The sequence below is a fragment of the Streptomyces sp. NPDC001315 genome (assembly GCF_042896175.1).
Taxonomy (GTDB): domain Bacteria; phylum Actinomycetota; class Actinomycetes; order Streptomycetales; family Streptomycetaceae; genus Streptomyces.
On record NZ_JBIAWZ010000033.1, the window covers coordinates 15,176 to 32,401 of the forward strand.

The following is a 17,226-nucleotide window of genomic DNA, read 5'->3' on the forward strand; positions in this document are numbered from 1 at the left end:
GGGGTCAGACGGTCGGGGGCACCCGGGACGGCCGTCCCGAACCGCGCGTCAGCGCGTACCCGCCGATGCCCGCGAGCGCGGCCAGCACTCCGCCCAGCGCGGTCCACACCCAGCGGTCGGACCACCAGCCGGAGGACCAGCCGTCGTCGGGCTCGATGCTGGACAGCACCGCCGACGTCGTCGAATCGTCGGACTCGGCCTCGGACTTGACCGCGATCCCCGGCACCAGCGGCTTCGCCAGCGAGCCGTCCACCGCGGCCGAGCCGCCGATGTCCTTGGAGTCCACCCGCACCTCGGCGTTCACCGGCAGGCCCAGGTCGGCGGTCGTCAGGCCCACGACCGTGAGCCGGACGTAGTAGGTGCCCGGCAGCGGGTCGTTGTCCCAGGCCTCCGACCAGGCGCGCACCGTGCGCAGGGTGCAGGCCAGGTCGACGGAGGTCGCGTCCTGGGAGGCGGTGCGCGTCTGCGCCCCGTACTGGCAGGCCTGGCGGCGGCGCAGACCGTCGTACACGTCGATCTGCCAGGACTGGCCGGCGTGCGACTCCGGCAGCTTCACCGTCGCCTTCACGGTCGGCCGCTGTCCGGCGTCCGCCGGGAACGACCAGTACAGGTAGTCGCCCGCGGAACCGCTCGCCGTGGCCGTCCGGCCCTGTTCGATCTCGGTCGCCGTACGGAACGACGTGCCCGCCGAGGTGGGCGCCTTGCCGTCGTCGGACGGACTCGCGGAGGGCGAGGAGTCGGCCGCCGCGGGGCCCGCGGCCAGCCCCAGCGTCAGCAGCGCCAGGATCGACACACGTGTGATTCGCATCAGTTGGTCCTCCAGACCGCGACGCGCCAGCGCGACAGCCAGCCCCACAGCACACCGGCGAGGAAGCCGGCCAGGATCAGCGCACCGAGCAGCCACCAGCCGCGGCCGAGGCCGAAGGAGGCCACGTCGCTCGCCTGGGACGGGCCGTCCACGACGTCGACGGTCAGCTCCAGCGGCAGACCGGGCGTGGTCTTCACCCCGGAGGCCGCGGAGAAGGAGTTGGTCACCTGGAGACACACCGTCTCGGCGGGCGCGGCGTCCTCGTCGCTCTCGGCCTTCGGGTAACGCAGCCCGGTCGAGATGACGTCCGTACGGCCGTTGCCGGCCGCCTCGCCGCGCACGATCTCACGGGCGTGCACGGTGACCGCCCGCAGCAGCACCCCGTAGTCGGGGTTCACGGCCCGGTCGGCCGCCACGCTCACCGAGGCGCGCAGCTCCTGGCCGGGGTTCACGTCCACGCGGTACCAGCGCTCCTGGCCGAACTCCTCGCGGTCGGTGTACAGACCGGACTTCAGGGCCGGCGCCTCGGTGCACGAGGCCGCGCCCTCCGTGGCGACCGGCGTCACCACCGGATCGGCGGCCCGGTCCACCAACTGGTTGACCTTGTCGGTCAGTTCGTCGGTGTGCTCCACCGAGGTGTAGGTGCCGCCGGTCGCCTCGGCGATGCAGCTCAGCTGCCGGCGCAGCTTTGTGCTCGGCACCAGACCGAGGGTGTCGATGGTGAGGCCGATGCCCTTGGCCGCGATCTCGCGGGCCACCTCGCACGGGTCGAGCGGGGCGCAGGTGTCCTCACCGTCGCTGATCAGCACGATGCGCTTGGAGCCGGTGCCGCCGTCGAGGTCGTCGGCCGCCTTCAGCAGGGCGGGACCGATCGGCGTCCAGCCGGTGGGCGTCAGCGTCGCCACCGCCGTCTTCGCCTCGGTCCGGTCCAACGGGCCGACCGGGTAGAGCTGCGCGGTGTCCTTGCAGCCCGTCTTGCGGTCGTCGCCGGGGTAGTTGGCGCCCAGGGTGCGAATCCCGAGCCGGACCTCCTCGGGCGTCGCGTCCAGCACCTCGTTGAACGCCTGCTTCGCCGCGGCCATCCGCGACGTGCCGTCCATGTCGTTCGCGCGCATCGACCCGCTCACGTCGAGGACGAGGTCGACCTTCGGTGCGTCGGCGGTGGTCTCGTCGGCGACCGCCCCGGCCGGGAACGCGATCCCGGCCGTGAGCGCGGCGAGCAGGGCGCAGATCCCCGCCGCCAGCCGTTGTGTTCTGATCATCGGCGGATCTTATTGATCAGACAGGCCTCGCCACAAAGCGGGGTTCGCCTCGCCTCGGAACGGGCCCGTCCCGAACGGACCGGGCAGCTGCGCCCACTGGTCCCCGGCCACCCCCGGCGACAGCCGCATCAGCGTCAACGCCTTCGTCGGCAGCGGCCCTTCGAGCAGCGCCACCAGGTCCGGGGTGCGCGGCAGATCCCGTACGGCTGTCTCGAGCGCCTCGCGCAGCGCGCCCGCCGACCCGGCCGTCCCGGCCAGCGCGCCCGCCACCAGCGAACCGAACAGCTTGCGCCGCAGGGTCGTCACGTCGTCCGTGACGATCCGTCCGGTCAGCTCGGGGAGCGGGATGCCGTGCCGGGCCAGCCGCTCCGGGCTGACGCGGATGTCGGCGAGGTCGCGGTAGACCAGCCGTAGCGGGGTGCCCGTCTCCGACAGCACCACGAGGAGGTTCTGGCCGTGCGCCTCCAGGGCGACACCCAGCTCCAGCAGGCACAGCCCGACCGTGAGCGCGAGCCGGGTGAACTCGGCGAGCCAGCCGGGGGACTGCGGCAGCTTCGTGGTGGCGAGGGCGGCCACCGGCACCACGTGCTCGCCCGGCGCCGCGTACACCTGCGGCGACTCCCGCAGCACGGCCGCCAGGTCGGGCGAGTTCGCCGTGGCCGCGCCCAGCGTGCGGGTGACGTGCAGCAGGCCGTCCGTGCGCGCCGCCAGCGCCTGCGCGAACGCCGACAGGGTCGCCGACATCGAGACCGAGGAGACGGAGATGTCCCGCACCGAGGACGTCAGCCGGGCACTGAGCGCCGTCTTCACGTGCGGCCCGCCGGGCAGGGCGAGGGTGCGCAGGGACATCAGCGGATGCGCGGCGATCCCGGCGTCACCGGCCCGCTCGAGCACGTGCGCCGCCTGCCAGGGATGCACCGGCAGCACCACGCGCTCCCCGTCCCGCAGCCACTCCGGCCACGCGCCCGTCACCAGGCACTCGTCGGCCGCCACCGGCACCAGCCCCAGCTCGACCAGTGGCCGGTGCTCGGGCCCGTACGCGAGCTGCTCGGCCACCGAGAAACCGGGCCGGGAACGGCAGTTGGGGTGAAACGGATGCCCGTCGACCACCCGCTGCTCCCACTCCCATCCGCTCGCGGGCCACTCGTCCGTGTGGTCCGGCTGACCGGCCCGGGACAGCGCCAGCGACGCGACACTGTGACCGAGTTCCGCCGCGAAGGCCGCGCCGTGCGGCACGGCGAGCGCCGTGAGCAGCAGCTCCGGACGGTCGTACGCCACCTCCTCCAGTCGGACGGCGGTGACGTACGCGGCGGTGGCGTACGGGTCCGGGGCCGGGCCGTGCAGCCGGCGGCCGTCGGAGAGACGCAGGGCGACCCCGTCCCGGCCGGGCTCGCGGCGGGTGATCCACGGCAGCGGCTCATGGGTCAGCGCACGCCACAGCCGGGTCAGGACGGCCGCCCGGGCACCGGGCAGCTCGGCCGCGAACCGCGACACGAGGTCGGGGCGTACGGCGGCCAGTTCGGCGGCGACCTCGGCCTCGGCGTTGGGGGGTCGGTACACGGTCGGGCTCCTCGGGTACGAGTAGGGCGTCACGGCGGGCGGTGAGGACAGCGATACTGATCGTCTCCGCCCGACTGGACCGTTAGGGAACGAGTGGATCGCGTGGACCTCCTGCCTCCGCACGCCGGCGGCGACGCCGTACCGCACCACGGCGCCGCCGCGGTGCTCGACGGCGTCGCCGACCTGGCCGACGCGTACGCGGCCGCGCCCCTGCTCAATTGTCTGCTGCGCGAGGTGGCCCGCCCGCTGGACGACCCCGGCGGGCGACCGGTCCACCGGCTCCCCAGCGGCCGTCTGCTGCGGGTGCGCGGGACGCGGCGGCCCGCCGAACCCGAGGTCCACGCGGCGGGCGCCTGGCACCGCCTCGGCCACACCGAGCTCGTCAAACTCGTCGCCGAGGAGCTGCGCGGGCACACCGGCCTGTCCAACCACGAACTGCCCGCCGAGATGATCGACAGCCGGGAGGCGGTCGCCGCACTGCTCGCGGCCCGCGCCCGCGCCACCCCGCCCGACGGTCTCTACCTGCGCTCCGAGCAGTCCTTGATCACCGGCCACCCCCACCACCCGGCCCCGAAGGCGCGCGGCGGCGGCCCGGTCGCCGGCTGGCTGCCGTACGCCCCCGAGGCGTACGCCCGCTTCCCGCTGGTGCTGCTCGGTGTGCGCGAGGACACCGTCGTCGAGGAGGGCGACACCTCGGCCCTCGACTCCCTCGGCGAGGCCCCGCCCGGGTACCGGCTGCTGCCCGCCCACCCCTGGCAGCTCGACCTCGTCGGCCGTGAACTCGCCCCCGCCTTCGCCGACGGCCGTCTGATCCGGCTGGGCGCGACCGCGTCCGAGGCGTGGCCGACGGCCGCGATACGCACGCTGTACGCCCCCGAGCGCGACCTGTTCCTGAAGTTCAGCCTGGACGTCCGCATCACCAACGACATCCGTCGGCTGTGGCGCCACGACCTGCTGAAACTGCGCCGCACCGATGCCGCGGTCGCACGTGCGTTCGCGTCGACCGACGGATCCGCGGCCTGGCTGAGCGACCGCGGCTACCGCACCGCCGACTTCGCCTTCGAGGAGCTGGCCGTGCTGGTCCGCGACGGACTGCGCGACCACGTCCGCCCCGGCGCGACGCCGCTGCTCGCAGCGGGCCTCGTGGAGGGCTTCGCGGGCAGCCCGCTGGACCGTACGGCGGACCCGGCGGCCTGGTGGGGGGCGTACCTGGGCGCCGTCGTACCCCCGGCCCTCGCGGCCTTCGCCGACCACGGCGTCGTACTGGAGGCGCACCTGCAGAACACGCTGGTCGCCGTCGACGCCGACGGCACGCCGGTGCAGGCGCTGTTCCGGGACGCCGAGGGGGTCAAGCTGCTGCCGGACGTGTCCCGGGCGGCCGGCTGGGAGCGGTTGGTGTACTGCCTGGTCGTCAACCACCTCACCGAGGTCGCCGGGGCCCTGGCCGAACGCCACCCCGGCCTCGACCCCTGGCCCGCCGCCCGCCGGGAACTCGCCCGCCACGACCTCCCCGAGATCGAGGCCCTGCTCGCCTCGCCGACCCTCCCCGGCAAGACGAACCTGCTGCTGCGCTGGACCGGCGCGGACGGCGCGGAGGCGCGCTACCTGCCGCTGTCCAACCCGCTGGCCGGGGCAGGGTGAGCGGCTGGCTTACCCTGGCCGGTGTGCTGCGGGATGTGACTGCTGTTCGATACGTGACCCCTCTGCGGTCCGGCGGCTCCGTGCCCGGAGTCGTCGAGGCCGATGACCTGGGCACCTACGTCGTGAAGTTCACCGGCTCCGCGCAGGGCCGCAAGGCGCTGGTCGCCGAGGTGATCGTCGGTGAGCTGGCCCGCGCGCTCGGGCTGCGGTTCCCCGAGCTGGTCCTGGTGCGCTTCGACCCGGAGATCGGCGCGCACGAACCGCACCAGGAGGTCCGGGACCTGCTGAACGCCAGCGCGGGCGTCAACCTCGGCATGGACTACCTGCCGGGCGCGAAGGACTTCACGCCCGAGGTGGCCAGGACGTTCCCCGTCGATCCGCTGGAGGCGGGCAAGGTCGTCTGGCTCGACGCCCTGACCGTGAACGTCGACCGCACGGTCCACAGCTCCAACCTGATGGTGTGGCCCACGTTCGGGACCGCGCCCCCGCGCCTGTGGCTCATCGACCACGGGGCCGCGCTCGTCTTCCACCACCGCTGGTACGCCGCGGCGCCCTCGAAGGCGTACGACTTCCGGCACCATGCCCTCGGCCAGTACGCGCCGGACACCCGGGCCGCCGACGCCGAACTGGCCCCCAGGGTGACCGAGGAACTGCTGCGCGAGGTCGTCGCCGAGGTCCCCGACGCCTGGCTGGCCGGCGAGCCGGACTTCGCCACGCCCGACGACGCCCGCACCGCCTACGTGGATCACCTCCACGCGCGCGTGCGGGCCTCCGAGGCCTGGTTGCCCACCGACTTCCCCAGCCGGGAGGAGCTCGCCGCCGAGGAGGCCCGGCGGGCGGCGAAGACACAGGAAGGCCGGCCGAACTGGCTCAAGCGGGTCCCCGACCTGCACGGCAAGCCGGCCGCTGAACAGGATTGGTCGGTGCACCTGGGATGACGGACGTCCAGCGCGTGGAGATCGAGTACTGCACCCAGTGCCGCTGGCTGCCGCGAGCCGCCTGGCTGGCGCAGGAGCTCCTGACGACCTTCGAGGCCGAGCTGACCGAGCTGTCGTTGAAGCCGGGCAAGGGCGGGGTCTTCGTCGTCCGCGTGAACGACGAGATGGTGTGGGACCGGCGTGAGCAGGGCTTCCCGGAGCCCACGGAGGTCAAGAAGGCCGTACGCGACCGAGTGGCCCCGGGGAAGTCCCTGGGCCACTCGGACAGGTGAGGGTGCTGAGGGCTCAGCCCTTGAGCTGCTCGTAGGCGGGCAGTGTCAGGAAGTCCGCGTAGTCCTCGTCGAGGGAGACCGTCAGCAGCAGGTCGTGGGCCTGCTGCCAGTGGCCGGCCGCGAAGGCCTCCTCGCCGATGTCCGCGCGGACGTTCGACAGCTCCTCCGCCGCGACCTTTCGGGCCAGCTCCGGCGTGGCCTTCTCGCCGTTCTCGAACTCCACACCCGCGTTGATCCACTGCCAGATCTGCGAACGGGAGATCTCGGCGGTGGCCGCGTCCTCCATCAGGTTGAAGATCGCGACCGCGCCGAGGCCGCGCAGCCAGGCCTCGATGTAGCGGATGCCGACCTGGACGGCGTTGACCAGCCCGTTGTACGTCGGCTTGGCGTCCAGCGAATCGACGGCGATCAGGTCGGCCGCCTCGACGTGGACGTCCTCGCGCAGCCGGTCCTTCTGGTTGGGCCTGTCGCCGAGCACGGCGTCGAAGGAGGCCATGGCGATCGGCACCAGGTCCGGGTGGGCCACCCACGACCCGTCGAAACCGTCGTTCGCCTCGCGGTCCTTGTCCGCCTTGACCTTCTCGAAGGCGACCTTGTTGACCTCCTCGTCGCGCCGCGACGGAATGAACGCCGCCATACCGCCGATCGCGTGCGCGCCGCGCTTGTGGCAGGTGCGGACGAGGAGTTCGGTGTACGCCCGCATGAACGGGGCCGTCATCGTCACGGCGTTGCGGTCCGGGAGCACGAACTTCGCCCCGCCGTCACGGAAGTTCTTGACGATGGAGAACAGGTAGTCCCACCGCCCGGCGTTCAGCCCGGAGGCGTGTTCGCGGAGTTCGTAGAGGATCTCCTCCATCTCGTACGCCGCCGTGATCGTCTCGATGAGGACGGTGGCGCGGACGGTGCCCTGGGGGATGCCGACGTAGTCCTGCGCGAAGACGAAGACGTCGTTCCAGAGGCGGGCCTCCAGGTGCGACTCCGTCTTCGGGAGGTAGAAGTACGGGCCCTTGCCGAGGTCGAGCAGGCGCTGGGCGTTGTGGAAGAAGTACAGGCCGAAGTCGACGAGGGCGCCGGGGACCGGCGTGCCGTCGGCGTCGACGAGATGACGCTCGTTCAGGTGCCAGCCGCGCGGGCGCATGACGACGGTGGCGAGTTCGGCATCGGCCTTCAGGGCGTACGACTTTCCGGTGCGCTCATCGGTGAAGTCGATGTTCCGGGTGTAGGCGTCGCTCAGGTTGAGCTGGCCGTGGACGACGTTCTCCCAGGTGGGCGCGGAGGCGTCCTCGAAGTCGGCGAGCCAGACCTTGGCGCCCGAGTTGAGGGCGTTGATGGTCATCTTGCGGTCGGTGGGGCCGGTGATCTCCACCCGGCGGTCGTTCAGGGCCGCGGGGGCCGGGGCCACCTTCCAGGAGTCGTCCGCGCGGACGGCCGCGGTCTCCGGGAGGAAGTCGAGCGTGGAGGTGCGGGCGATCTCGGCGCGGCGCTCCGCTCGGCGGGCGAGGAGCTCGTCCCGGCGCGGCGTGAAACGCCGGTGCAGCTCGGCCACGAAGGCGAGCGCGGCGTCGGTGAGAACCTCGTCCTGCCGGGGCAGGGGCTCGGCGTCGACGATGGCCAGCGGGGACGGCGCTGGTGCGGACATGAGCTGTCACTTCCTTCAGCGAGCGTGGCACCGGGTGCCAGTCGACCCGGGTAGGGGAAGGAACGCCCGAGGAGCGGGCGGGCGCTTCTGAACAGTGGATACTAGTTTCCTCATGGTGGAAGTTCAATGTTTTGTTGATGTCGAGATTCTCCGAGTCGAGGCAAGGTGGCGCTCGGTGCCATCCCGCTCACTCAAGGTGGACCAGGTCGGCTTCCGTGTCGATGTCGTACGGCCGGGCCACGTCCCCGCACTCGACGAGCGTGATCGCCTCGGCGTGCTCCGTCAGGTAGCCGCGTGCCCCCCGGTCCCCGGTCGCAGTCGCGGCGATGCCCGCCCAGTGGTCGGCGCCGAACAGAACGGGGTGGCCGCGCACGCCCTCGTAGGCGGCCGAGACCAGGGACGTCGCGTCCCGGAACCCGGCCAGGACCCGCCCCACCGCCTCCGCGCCGATGCCGGGCTGGTCGACGAGCGAGACCAGCGCCGCCCGTACGCCCGTCCCGGTGAGCGAGTCGAGTCCGGCCCGCAGTGAGGTGCCCATGCCCCGCTCCCACTCCGGGTTGTCCACCAGCACGCAGTCGCCGAGTTCCGCCCGTTCCCGTACGGCGGCCGCCTGTGCCCCCAGGACCACGTGGACGCGGTCGCACCCGGCCGCACGCAGCACCGCCACCGCATGCTCCACCAGCGGCCGCCCCCGATGCGTGAGCAGTGCCTTGGGCCGGCCGCCGAGCCGCCGTCCGCCGCCCGCGGCGAGCAGCAGCCCCGCAACCGCGGGCGTCTCCCGGGTCGTCTCAGGTGTCGTCATGGACCCTGCATACCGCATCGTGCGGGTGGTGGCCGGAGCGGCGCATGGGGTTGGATGACGCCATACGAGGACCGGGGACGAAGTGGGCACTGGGGAGCGTGAGTTGGACTCGGCAGCGAATGCGGCGGCGAACGAGGGAGTCTTCAAGCCGCTGGAGGCGGGGGACCCCGAGGCGGTCGCCGGATACCGGCTCTCCGCGCGGCTCGGCGCGGGCGGCATGGGCAAGGTCTATCTGTCGTACACACCCGGCGGCAGGGCCGTCGCGGTCAAGGTGATCCGGCCGGAGTTCAGCGAGGACCCCGAGTTCCGGCGCCGCTTCAAGCACGAGGTCGACGCCGCTCAGCGGGTCCAGGGCCTCTACACCGCGCCCGTGATCGACGCCGAGACGGAGGGGCCGCGGCCCTGGCTCGCCACGGCCTACGTCCCCGGTCCCTCGCTCGCCGACGCGGTCGGCGCGCACGGGCCGCTGCCGGTGCCCACGGTGCTGCTCCTCGTCGCCGGGATCGCGGAGGCGCTGCACGTCATCCACGGCGCCGGCATCGTGCACCGCGACCTCAAGCCGTCGAACGTGCTGCTGGCCTCCGACGGTCCCCGAGTGATCGACTTCGGCATCGCGCGGGCAGCGGACGCGACCTCGCTGACGAGCAGCGGCGTCACCGTCGGCACCCCGTCCTTCATGGCGCCCGAGCAGGCAGCGGGACGGGAGGTCACCGCGGCGACCGACGTGTTCGCGCTCGGCCAGGTCGCCGCCTACGCGGCCCTCGGCACCCCCGCGTTCGGGGAGGGCACCGGCCACGGCGTGCTGTACCGGATCGTCCACGAGGACCCCGAGCTGACCGCGCTGCCCGACGAGGTGCGGGAGCTCGTCACCCGCTGCCTCGCCAAGGACCCCGCGGCCCGGCCCTCCGTCATGGACGTGATCACGCTGTGCCAGGCGGCCAACGCGGAGACGTCCTTGCGCCGCCCGGAGGAGTGGCTGCCCAGCGCGGTCGCCGCGGACATCACCTCCCGCGTGGCCGCCCCGGCCCCGCCGCTCGCACCGCCCGCGGCGCCGGCCGTGCCGCCGGCGCCGTCGATGGCTCCCGCCGTACCGGCCGCGCCGCCGGCCGGCTACGTGCCGACGCAGGCCTCCACCCCGACCACGCCCCCGCCGGGCTTCGGCCCGGCCGCGCCGTGGCCCGCCACCGCGCCGCCCACCCCCGTGCCCCAGCTGCCGACCCAGCCGTCGGCCGCCGTGACCGTGCCCGCTCCCGCTCCGGCGCGCCGGAAGGGCCGCCTCGTCGCGGCCGCGGTGGCCGGGATCCTCGTCTTCGCGGCGGCGGGGGCCGGGACGGCGTACGTCCTGACCAAGGACGACGGCTCGGACAAGGACCCGCAGTCGGCCCAGGGCGCCGGGGACACCGCGAGCCCGGCGGGACACGACACGACCCCGAGTACGACACCCGGTGACGACGGGACGCCCGGTGACGACGACGGGCAGGGGAGCGCGAGTCCCGAGCCGACCGGAACGGCGAGCAGCACGGTGGACGCGGGGGCGGCGCCGGACCTCGACAAGAGGGGCGTCAACGTCGTCGACAGCTACCACCTGACGTTCACCGACGACGCGCTCAGGCCGGTCGGGGACGATTCGGAGAGCGATGTCGGCTACAGCTGGCAGTCGGACTCGATCCAGACGGACGGCCGGCTCATCCTGCTCTCCCGTTCGGAGGCGGGCACGCTGGAGACCTGCCGCACGGAGACCCGCTACGCCTCCAGCGTGGGCACCGACAGCCTCTCCAAGGGACAGCAGATCTGCGTCCTCACCGACGCCGGGGACGTCGGCCTCGTCACCTACCAGGGGCTCTCACCCGACTCCGACCCGAGCCGCTACGTCACCCTCGACGTGAAGGTGTGGCGCGGCGCGCTCTAGGCCCACGACAGCCGTACGACGGCCCTGTGACGCAAGGAAGTTGACGACGCGCCGGACTGGCGTCCGCGGGCTCGCGTGGCGTTTACTGGGCGCCCTCACGGACCGGCCGGGCGCACGACCAGCGCCCGGTGCGGGGCATGCGGCAGAACGGAACGCGCACAACGACGTGCGAGGGGGAGGACTGTGTTGCGGAGTGTGGAGCAGAGGCCTGTGACCGGGAGCGACAACGATCCGCGGGTGACGGAGCTGTGCTCCGCCGTGTCCCGGCTGCGCCGCGAACTCGCCGCTCACCCTGCCGAGTTCCCCGACCGGGGCATCGCCGAGGAGGAGCTCGCCGCACTGAACGCCATGGCTCTCGGGGGCGCCCCCGAGATACCGCACCTGCGTCGCTCGCTGCTGCTGATCGCGGGCGCCATAGGCTCGGTCAGCGCCCTGGCGCAGGGGCTGTCGGACGTCCGCACGGCGGTGGAGGTCTTCGGTGAGCCCCCACGCCGCTGACGTCCGGCGCGTCTCCGGCCGCGTTACGCGCCGTTGCCGCCGCCCGAGCTGGCCAGGGCTTCGGACAGCTCGGCGGCCACCTGCTGGAGCACCGGCACGATCTTCTCCGTCGCCGCTTCCGTGACCCGGCCCGCCGGGCCGGAGATCGAGATCGCGGCGGCGGTGGGGGAGTCCGGCACGGAGACCGCGAGGCAGCGCACGCCGATCTCCTGTTCGTTGTCGTCGACCGCGTACCCGGCGCGTCGTACGTCCTCCAGCGCCGCGAGGAAGCCCTCGGGCGTCACGATCGTCTTCTCCGTCGCCGCGGGCATGCCGGTGCGGGCGAGCAGGGCGCTCACCTCGTTGTCCGGGAAGCCGGCGAGCAGGGCCTTGCCGACGCCCGTGGAGTGCGGCAGGACGCGCCGGCCGACCTCGGTGAACATGCGCATCGAGTGCTTCGACGGCACCTGCGCCACGTACACGATCTCGTCCCCGTCGAGCAGCGCCATGTTCGCCGTCTCACCGGTCTCCTCGACCAGGCGGGCGAGGTAGGGGCGGGCCCAGGTGCCGAGCAGCCGGGAGGCGGACTCGCCGAGGCGGATCAGGCGCGGGCCGAGCGCGTACCGGCGGTTGGGCTGCTGGCGTACGTAACCGCAGGCCACCAGGGTGCGCATGAGGCGGTGGATGGTGGGCAGCGGCAGCCCGCTGGTCGCGGAGAGCTCGCTCAGCCCGACCTCGCCGCCCGCGTCCGCCATCCGCTCCAGCAGGTCGAAGGCGCGCTCCAGTGACTGGACCCCACCACTGGCGGACTTGGCGGAGTCGGTGGTGCTGGCGCTGGACGTCGGCACGGCGCGTTCCTTTCGGTGGCAGGGGGAGCAGCAGCCTACCCGGCGGTCGGTCGACTCCCCGCTTGTGTGGAGCTACGTTCTGCCTGCTGGAATTCTAATTCCGCTTTGTGGAAACGTCCAGAGCGGTCGCGTCCGGCGCACTGTGGAGAAGTGTGCTCTTGACGGCGGGAGGGTGGGAGTGAAGACTCCTTCAACAGAACGTTGAATTCCGTTACGTGGAAGTAAATCCCGCGTCTCGGAAGCGAACGGCGGCAGAGAGAGGGGTCCGGGTGTCCGACGCTGAACTGGTGCTGCGCTCGACGCGCGTCATCACTCCGGAAGGGACGCGTGCCGCTTCGGTCGCCGTCTCCGCCGGGAAGATCACGGCCGTACTGCCCTACGACGCCGAGGTACCGTCCTCAGCGCGCCTGGAGGACTTCGGCGACGACGTCCTGCTGCCCGGCCTGGTCGACACCCACGTGCACGTCAACGACCCCGGCCGCACCGAGTGGGAGGGCTTCTGGACCGCCACGCGCGCGGCGGCGGCAGGCGGCATCACCACCCTCGTCGACATGCCGCTCAACTCCCTCCCGCCGACGACGACCGTGGACAACCTCCGTACGAAGCGGCGGGTCGCCGCCGACAAGGCCCACATCGACGTCGGCTTCTGGGGCGGCGCCCTGCCCGACAACGTCAAGGACCTGGGCCCGCTGCACGACGCCGGCGTCTTCGGCTTCAAGGCGTTCCTGTCGCCGTCGGGCGTGGACGAGTTCCCGCACCTCGACCAGGACCGGCTCGCGCGGTCGCTCGCGGAGATCGCCGGGTTCGGCGGGCTGCTGATCGTGCACGCCGAGGACCCGCACCACCTCGACGCCGCCCCGCAGCACGGCGGTCCCAGGTACGCCGACTTCCTCGCCTCCCGCCCGCGCGACGCCGAGGACACCGCCATCGCCGGCCTCATCGCCCAGGCGAAGCGCCTCCACGCGCGCGTGCACGTCCTGCACCTGTCGTCGAGCGACGCACTGCCGCTGATCGCCGCCGCCAAGGCCGAGGGCGTACGCATCACCGTCGAGACCTGCCCGCACTACCTGACCCTGACCGCGGAGGAAGTCCCCGACGGCGCCAGCGAGTTCAAGTGCTGCCCGCCCATCCGCGAGGCCGCCAACCAGGACCTGCTGTGGCAGGCGCTCGCGGACGGCACGATCGACTGCGTCGTCACCGACCACTCGCCGTCGACGGCCGACCTGAAGACCGACGACTTCGCCACCGCCTGGGGCGGCATCTCCGGCCTCCAGCTGAGCCTGGCGGCGGTCTGGACCGCGGCCCGCGAACGCGGCCACGGCCTCGAGGACGTCGTCCGCTGGATGTCCACGCGTACGGCGCAGCTGGTGGGGCTGGACGATCGCAAGGGCGCCGTCGCGGCGGGCCGCGACGCCGACTTCGCCGTGTTCGCGCCCGACGAGGCCTTCACCGTGGACCCGGCGGCCCTCCAGCACCGCAACCGCGTCACCGCGTACGCGGGCCGGACCCTGTACGGCGTCGTGAGGTCCACCTGGCTGCGCGGCGAACGCATCGTGGCCGACGGCGAGTTCACCGAGCCGAAGGGCCGGCTCCTCACCCGCACCCCCTGACCCGCCCGCACCCGCAGCGGCCGACTCCCGAAAGGAACCCCTGATCACCGTGACGGCGACTCCGACTTTCACCGGCGACGCGAACCCCTACGGAGGCGGCGACCCGTACGCGGACTACCGCACCGCCGACTTCCCCTTCACCCACCACGCCAACCTCGCCGACCGGCAGCTCGGCGCCGGTGTCATCGCCGCCAACGACGAGTTCTTCGCCCAGCGCGAGAACCTGCTGCTGCCCGGGCCGGCCGAGTTCGACCCCGAGCACTTCGGGCACAAGGGCAAGATCATGGACGGCTGGGAGACGCGCCGCCGACGCGGCGCCTCGGCTGAGCACCCGTGGCCGACGGCGGAGGACCACGACTGGGCGCTGGTCCGCCTCGGCGCGCCCGGTGTCGTACGGGGCATCGTCGTCGACACGGCCCACTTCCGCGGCAACTACCCCCAGGCGGTGTCCGTCGAGGGCGCCTCGGTGGCGGGCTCCCCGTCCCCGGAGGAGCTCCTCTCCGGCGACGTGAAGTGGACGACGCTGGTGCCCCGTACACCGGTCGGCGGCCACGCCGCCAACGGCTTCGCGGTCTCGGTCGAACAGCGCTTCACCCACCTGCGCGTCAACCAGCACCCCGACGGCGGCATCGCGCGCCTGCGGGTGTACGGCGAGGTCGTACCCGACCCGGAGTGGCTGGCCGTGCTCGGCACCTTCGACGTGGTCGCCCTGGAGAACGGCGGCCGGGCCGAGGACGCGTCGAACCTTTTCTACTCCCCGGCGACGAACACCATCCAGCCGGGCCGCTCCCGCAAGATGGACGACGGCTGGGAGACCCGCCGCCGCCGCGACCAGGGCAACGACTGGATCCGCTACCGGCTGGCGGCCCAGTCCCAGATCCGCGCGATCGAGATCGACACCGCCTACCTGAAGGGCAACAGCGCCGGCTGGGCGTCGGTGTCCGTGCGGGACGTCGGTGAGGGCGGGGCGGGCGACTGGCGCGAGATCCTCCCGCGCACCAGCCTCCAGCCCGACACCAACCACCGTTTCGTCCTGCCGGCCCCCGCCGTCGGCACGCACGCGCGCGTGGACATCTTCCCGGACGGCGGCATCTCCCGGCTGCGTCTGTTCGGCTCCCTGACGGAGGACGGCGCGAGCCGCCTCGCGGCCCGCCACCAGGAGCTGGGCGGCTGACCCGCCCCACGCGCGCGTGGCGCACGCCGGCCGGACAAGCACCGGCCGACGTGCTCCACGTCGCGTCAGGCGGCGTGGCCGCCGTCCACGGCGAACTCCGCACCCGTGACGTAGCTGGCTCCCGCCAGGTGCGCGACCGTCGACGCCACCTCGTCGGCCGTCCCGAAACGGCCGAGCGCGGTCAGCGCCGCCTGGCCGGACGCGTACGGGCCGTCCGCCGGGTTCATGTCCGTGTCGACGGGACCGGGGTGGACGATGTTCGCCGTGATCCCGCGCGGGCCGAGCTCCCGGGCCAGGGCCTTCGTCAGGCCGATCAAGGCCGCCTTGCTCGTCGCGTACAGCGTTCCGCCGGGGCCCGGCACCCGCTGGGTCATGCAGGTGCCGACGGTGATGATCCGGCCACCGGCCGCCATCCGCGCGGCGGCCGCCTGGGAGGCCAGGAACACGCCGCGCACATTGACGGCGAGGACACGGTCGACATCGGCGGGCGTCAGGCTCTCCAGCGGCCCGAGCAGGCCCACACCCACGTTGTTCACCAGCACGTCCAGCCCGCCCAGCGCCCGCGCCGTACGCTCCACGGCCCCCGCCGCCTCGTCCGCGTCCGCGGAGTCCGCGCGCAGGGCCACCGCCCGCCGCCCCAACGCCTCGACGGCCCGTACGACGTCCTCGGCCGCCCCCTTTCCGTTCACGTAGGTGACGGCCACGTCGGCGCCCTCCCGGGCGAGCCGCAGCGCCGTCGCGGCGCCGATTCCCCGGCTGCCGCCGGTGACCAGAGCCACTTTGCCGTCCAGAATTCCCTGTGAGGTCATGGCTCCATCCCAGCGGCATCACCCCCGAGGTGCTGGCGGCGAACGGACACCGATGTCACATGGCCGGAACTCTTCCCTCCGTGTCCTGCGTTCTGTCCTCGTGACCCTTAAGCAAGAGATCGTCGGCAACGCCATGCAGATGGCGGTCGTCAACCTGTCCCCCGGCCAGACCGTGTACTGCGAGGCGGGGAAGTTCCTGTTCAAGACGACGAACGTGACCATGGAGACCCGCCTGAGCGGCCCGTCGAACAGCGGCGGGCAGTCGCAGGGCGGCGGCTCGGGCGGCTCCGGCGGCATGGGCGGGCTGCTGCGGCAGGCCATGGGGACGGCCATGCAGGTCGGCCAGCGCGCCCTCGCGGGCGAGTCGCTGGCGTTCCAGTACTTCACCGCCCAGGGCGGCGAGGGCACCGTGGGCTTCGCCGGTGTGCTGCCCGGCGAGATGCGTGCCCTGGAGCTCGACGGCAGGCGCGCGTGGTTCGCGGAGAAGGACGCCTTCGTGGCCGCCGAGTCCTCCGTCGACTTCGGCATCGCCTTCCAGGGCGGCCGCACCGGCAGGAGCGGCGGTGAGGGCTTCGTCCTGGAGAAGTTCACCGGCCACGGCACGGTGATCATCGCCGGCGCGGGCAACTTCATCGACCTGAACCCGGCCGACTTCGGTGGCCGCATCGAGGTCGACACCGGGTGCGTCGTCGCCTTCGAGGAGGGCATCCAGTACGGCGTCCAGCGCGTCGGCGGCCTCAACCGCCAGGGCATCATGAACGCCGTCTTCGGCGGCGAGGGACTGTCCCTGGCCACCCTGGAGGGCAACGGCCGCGTCATCCTCCAGTCCCTCACCATCGAGAGCCTCGCGAACGCCCTGAAGAAGGCCCAGGGCGGCGACAAGCAGGGCCCGACGGGCGGGCTGTTCTCGACCCACGCCGGTTGAGGCGATCGGCTCGTACGAACTCCCGGACAACGGCTGGCGCAGGTTAACTTCCCGAAAACTCATGGGACTTGACGGGAAAATCTGTGAGGTTGACATTGACATGCCACGGTCTACGCGCGTCATCATGAGGGCATGAGATTCCCCCCACGAATCACCCGCATCGGCGCCTCGGCCGCCGTCCTGTCCGCCCTCCTCGTCGGCGGCACCGTCTCCGCCACGACGGCGCACGCCGCGGTCGGCAGCGTCTGCTACACCAAGCTGCCGTCCCAGGCGTACGACACGCTCGAGCTGATCGATCAGGGCGGACCGTTCCCGTACTCGCAGGACGGGGCGGTCTTCCAGAACCGGGAGGGCGTCCTGCCCTCACAGTCGACCGGCTACTACCACGAGTACACGGTGAAGACCCCCGGGTCGTCGACGCGCGGAGCGCGCCGCATCGTGACCGGGCAGAAGACCGACGAGGACTACTACACCGCGGACCACTACGTCACCTTCAACCTGATCAACTACGGCTGCTGAGCCGACTGCCCGATCATGGTTGACCACGCAGGA

The 17,226-nt window shown here is 72.7% G+C and carries 16 protein-coding genes; 9 read left to right on the forward strand and 7 right to left on the reverse strand.

What is annotated here, in order from left to right:
• Nucleotides 1-4: 4 nt before the first annotated feature.
• Genes ACFY16_RS40805 through ACFY16_RS40815 form a run of 3 tightly spaced genes read right to left on the reverse strand, consistent with a single transcriptional unit; the run spans nt 5 to nt 3,630 of the window.
• On the reverse strand, nt 5-808 hold the full coding sequence (locus ACFY16_RS40805; protein WP_390652299.1) for a hypothetical protein: 804 nt from the start codon (nt 806-808) through the stop codon (nt 5-7).
• The gene (locus tag ACFY16_RS40810; protein ID WP_390652300.1) at nt 808-2,070 is read right to left on the reverse strand and encodes a VWA domain-containing protein; all 1,263 of its coding nucleotides are present in this window, start codon (nt 2,068-2,070) and stop codon (nt 808-810) included. Before ACFY16_RS40810 ends, ACFY16_RS40805 begins: the two co-directional genes overlap by 1 nt.
• A 9-nt stretch (nt 2,071-2,079) precedes the next feature.
• Complete coding sequence (locus ACFY16_RS40815) at nt 2,080-3,630, reverse strand: IucA/IucC family protein (protein WP_390652301.1); 1,551 nt, start codon at nt 3,628-3,630, stop codon at nt 2,080-2,082.
• A 93-nt stretch (nt 3,631-3,723) separates the two neighbouring features.
• Here ACFY16_RS40815 and ACFY16_RS40820 point away from each other — a divergent pair, with 93 nt between their 5' ends.
• The 3 genes from ACFY16_RS40820 to ACFY16_RS40830 are packed head-to-tail and all read left to right on the forward strand — an operon-like array spanning nt 3,724 to nt 6,481.
• Nucleotides 3,724-5,271 carry an IucA/IucC family protein gene (locus ACFY16_RS40820; RefSeq protein WP_390652302.1) on the forward strand — a complete coding sequence of 516 codons (1,548 nt, stop codon included), beginning with the start codon at nt 3,724-3,726 and terminating at the stop codon, nt 5,269-5,271.
• A 23-nt stretch (nt 5,272-5,294) separates the two neighbouring features.
• The gene (locus tag ACFY16_RS40825; RefSeq protein ID WP_390652303.1) at nt 5,295-6,209 is read left to right on the forward strand and encodes a HipA family kinase; all 915 of its coding nucleotides are present in this window, start codon (nt 5,295-5,297) and stop codon (nt 6,207-6,209) included.
• Entirely contained in the window at nt 6,206-6,481 is a 276-nt protein-coding gene (locus ACFY16_RS40830) for a SelT/SelW/SelH family protein (RefSeq protein ID WP_390652304.1), read from the forward strand. The genes ACFY16_RS40825 and ACFY16_RS40830 overlap by 4 nt, the downstream gene beginning before the upstream one ends.
• A 13-nt stretch (nt 6,482-6,494) precedes the next feature.
• Here ACFY16_RS40830 and aceB read toward each other — a convergent pair whose 3' ends face one another.
• Nucleotides 6,495-8,120, reverse strand: a complete 1,626-nt coding sequence (aceB, locus tag ACFY16_RS40835; protein WP_390652305.1) for a malate synthase A — start codon at nt 8,118-8,120, stop codon at nt 6,495-6,497.
• Between the two features lie 187 nt (nt 8,121-8,307).
• Nucleotides 8,308-8,922: an NTP transferase domain-containing protein gene (locus tag ACFY16_RS40840; protein ID WP_390652306.1), complete on the reverse strand. Its 615-nt coding sequence runs from the start codon at nt 8,920-8,922 to the stop codon at nt 8,308-8,310.
• A gap of 103 nt (nt 8,923-9,025) precedes the next feature.
• Here ACFY16_RS40840 and ACFY16_RS40845 point away from each other — a divergent pair, with 103 nt between their 5' ends.
• Together ACFY16_RS40845 and ACFY16_RS40850 are read left to right on the forward strand one after the other, a co-directional pair.
• Nucleotides 9,026-10,831: a serine/threonine-protein kinase gene (locus ACFY16_RS40845; protein WP_390652307.1), complete on the forward strand. Its 1,806-nt coding sequence runs from the start codon at nt 9,026-9,028 to the stop codon at nt 10,829-10,831.
• A gap of 210 nt (nt 10,832-11,041) precedes the next feature.
• Nucleotides 11,042-11,329 carry a DUF5955 family protein gene (locus ACFY16_RS40850; RefSeq protein WP_390652308.1) on the forward strand — a complete coding sequence of 96 codons (288 nt, stop codon included), beginning with the start codon at nt 11,042-11,044 and terminating at the stop codon, nt 11,327-11,329.
• A 23-nt stretch (nt 11,330-11,352) separates the two neighbouring features.
• On the opposite strand, the gene ACFY16_RS40855 is transcribed toward ACFY16_RS40850, so the two are convergent.
• Nucleotides 11,353-12,156 carry an IclR family transcriptional regulator gene (locus ACFY16_RS40855; protein ID WP_390652309.1) on the reverse strand — a complete coding sequence of 268 codons (804 nt, stop codon included), beginning with the start codon at nt 12,154-12,156 and terminating at the stop codon, nt 11,353-11,355.
• A gap of 269 nt (nt 12,157-12,425) precedes the next feature.
• Between ACFY16_RS40855 and allB the strand changes: the two genes are divergently transcribed.
• Entirely contained in the window at nt 12,426-13,766 is a 1,341-nt protein-coding gene (gene allB / locus ACFY16_RS40860; RefSeq protein ID WP_390652310.1) for an allantoinase AllB, read from the forward strand.
• 49 nt (nt 13,767-13,815) lie between these two features.
• Nucleotides 13,816-14,940 carry an allantoicase gene (gene alc, locus ACFY16_RS40865; RefSeq protein ID WP_390652311.1) on the forward strand — a complete coding sequence of 375 codons (1,125 nt, stop codon included), beginning with the start codon at nt 13,816-13,818 and terminating at the stop codon, nt 14,938-14,940.
• A 65-nt stretch (nt 14,941-15,005) separates the two neighbouring features.
• Here alc and ACFY16_RS40870 read toward each other — a convergent pair whose 3' ends face one another.
• On the reverse strand, nt 15,006-15,749 hold the full coding sequence (locus ACFY16_RS40870) for an SDR family oxidoreductase (protein WP_390652312.1): 744 nt from the start codon (nt 15,747-15,749) through the stop codon (nt 15,006-15,008).
• A gap of 100 nt (nt 15,750-15,849) precedes the next feature.
• On the opposite strand from ACFY16_RS40870, the gene ACFY16_RS40875 reads away from it, so the two are divergent.
• Both ACFY16_RS40875 and ACFY16_RS40880 read left to right on the forward strand, forming a co-directional pair.
• A complete protein-coding gene (locus ACFY16_RS40875; RefSeq protein ID WP_390652313.1) occupies nt 15,850-16,674 on the forward strand; it encodes an AIM24 family protein in 825 nt (274 codons plus the stop codon).
• A gap of 132 nt (nt 16,675-16,806) precedes the next feature.
• Nucleotides 16,807-17,193: a ribonuclease domain-containing protein gene (locus ACFY16_RS40880; RefSeq protein WP_390652314.1), complete on the forward strand. Its 387-nt coding sequence runs from the start codon at nt 16,807-16,809 to the stop codon at nt 17,191-17,193.
• Nucleotides 17,194-17,226: the final 33 nt, after the last annotated feature.

Bases quoted from the DNA above. Each gene is read 5' to 3' on its own strand.
- ACFY16_RS40870 (WP_390652312.1), bottom strand. From the start codon at position 15,749: ATGACCTCACAGGGAATTCTGGACGGCAAAGTGGCTCTGGTCACCGGC.
- ACFY16_RS40810 (WP_390652300.1), bottom strand. From the start codon at position 2,070: ATGATCAGAACACAACGGCTGGCGGCGGGGATCTGCGCCCTGCTCGCC.
- ACFY16_RS40830 (WP_390652304.1), top strand. From the start codon at position 6,206: ATGACGGACGTCCAGCGCGTGGAGATCGAGTACTGCACCCAGTGCCGC.
- ACFY16_RS40840 (WP_390652306.1), bottom strand. From the start codon at position 8,922: ATGACGACACCTGAGACGACCCGGGAGACGCCCGCGGTTGCGGGGCTG.
- aceB (WP_390652305.1), bottom strand. From the start codon at position 8,120: ATGTCCGCACCAGCGCCGTCCCCGCTGGCCATCGTCGACGCCGAGCCC.
- ACFY16_RS40880 (WP_390652314.1), top strand. From the start codon at position 16,807: ATGAGATTCCCCCCACGAATCACCCGCATCGGCGCCTCGGCCGCCGTC.
- ACFY16_RS40805 (WP_390652299.1), bottom strand. From the start codon at position 808: ATGCGAATCACACGTGTGTCGATCCTGGCGCTGCTGACGCTGGGGCTG.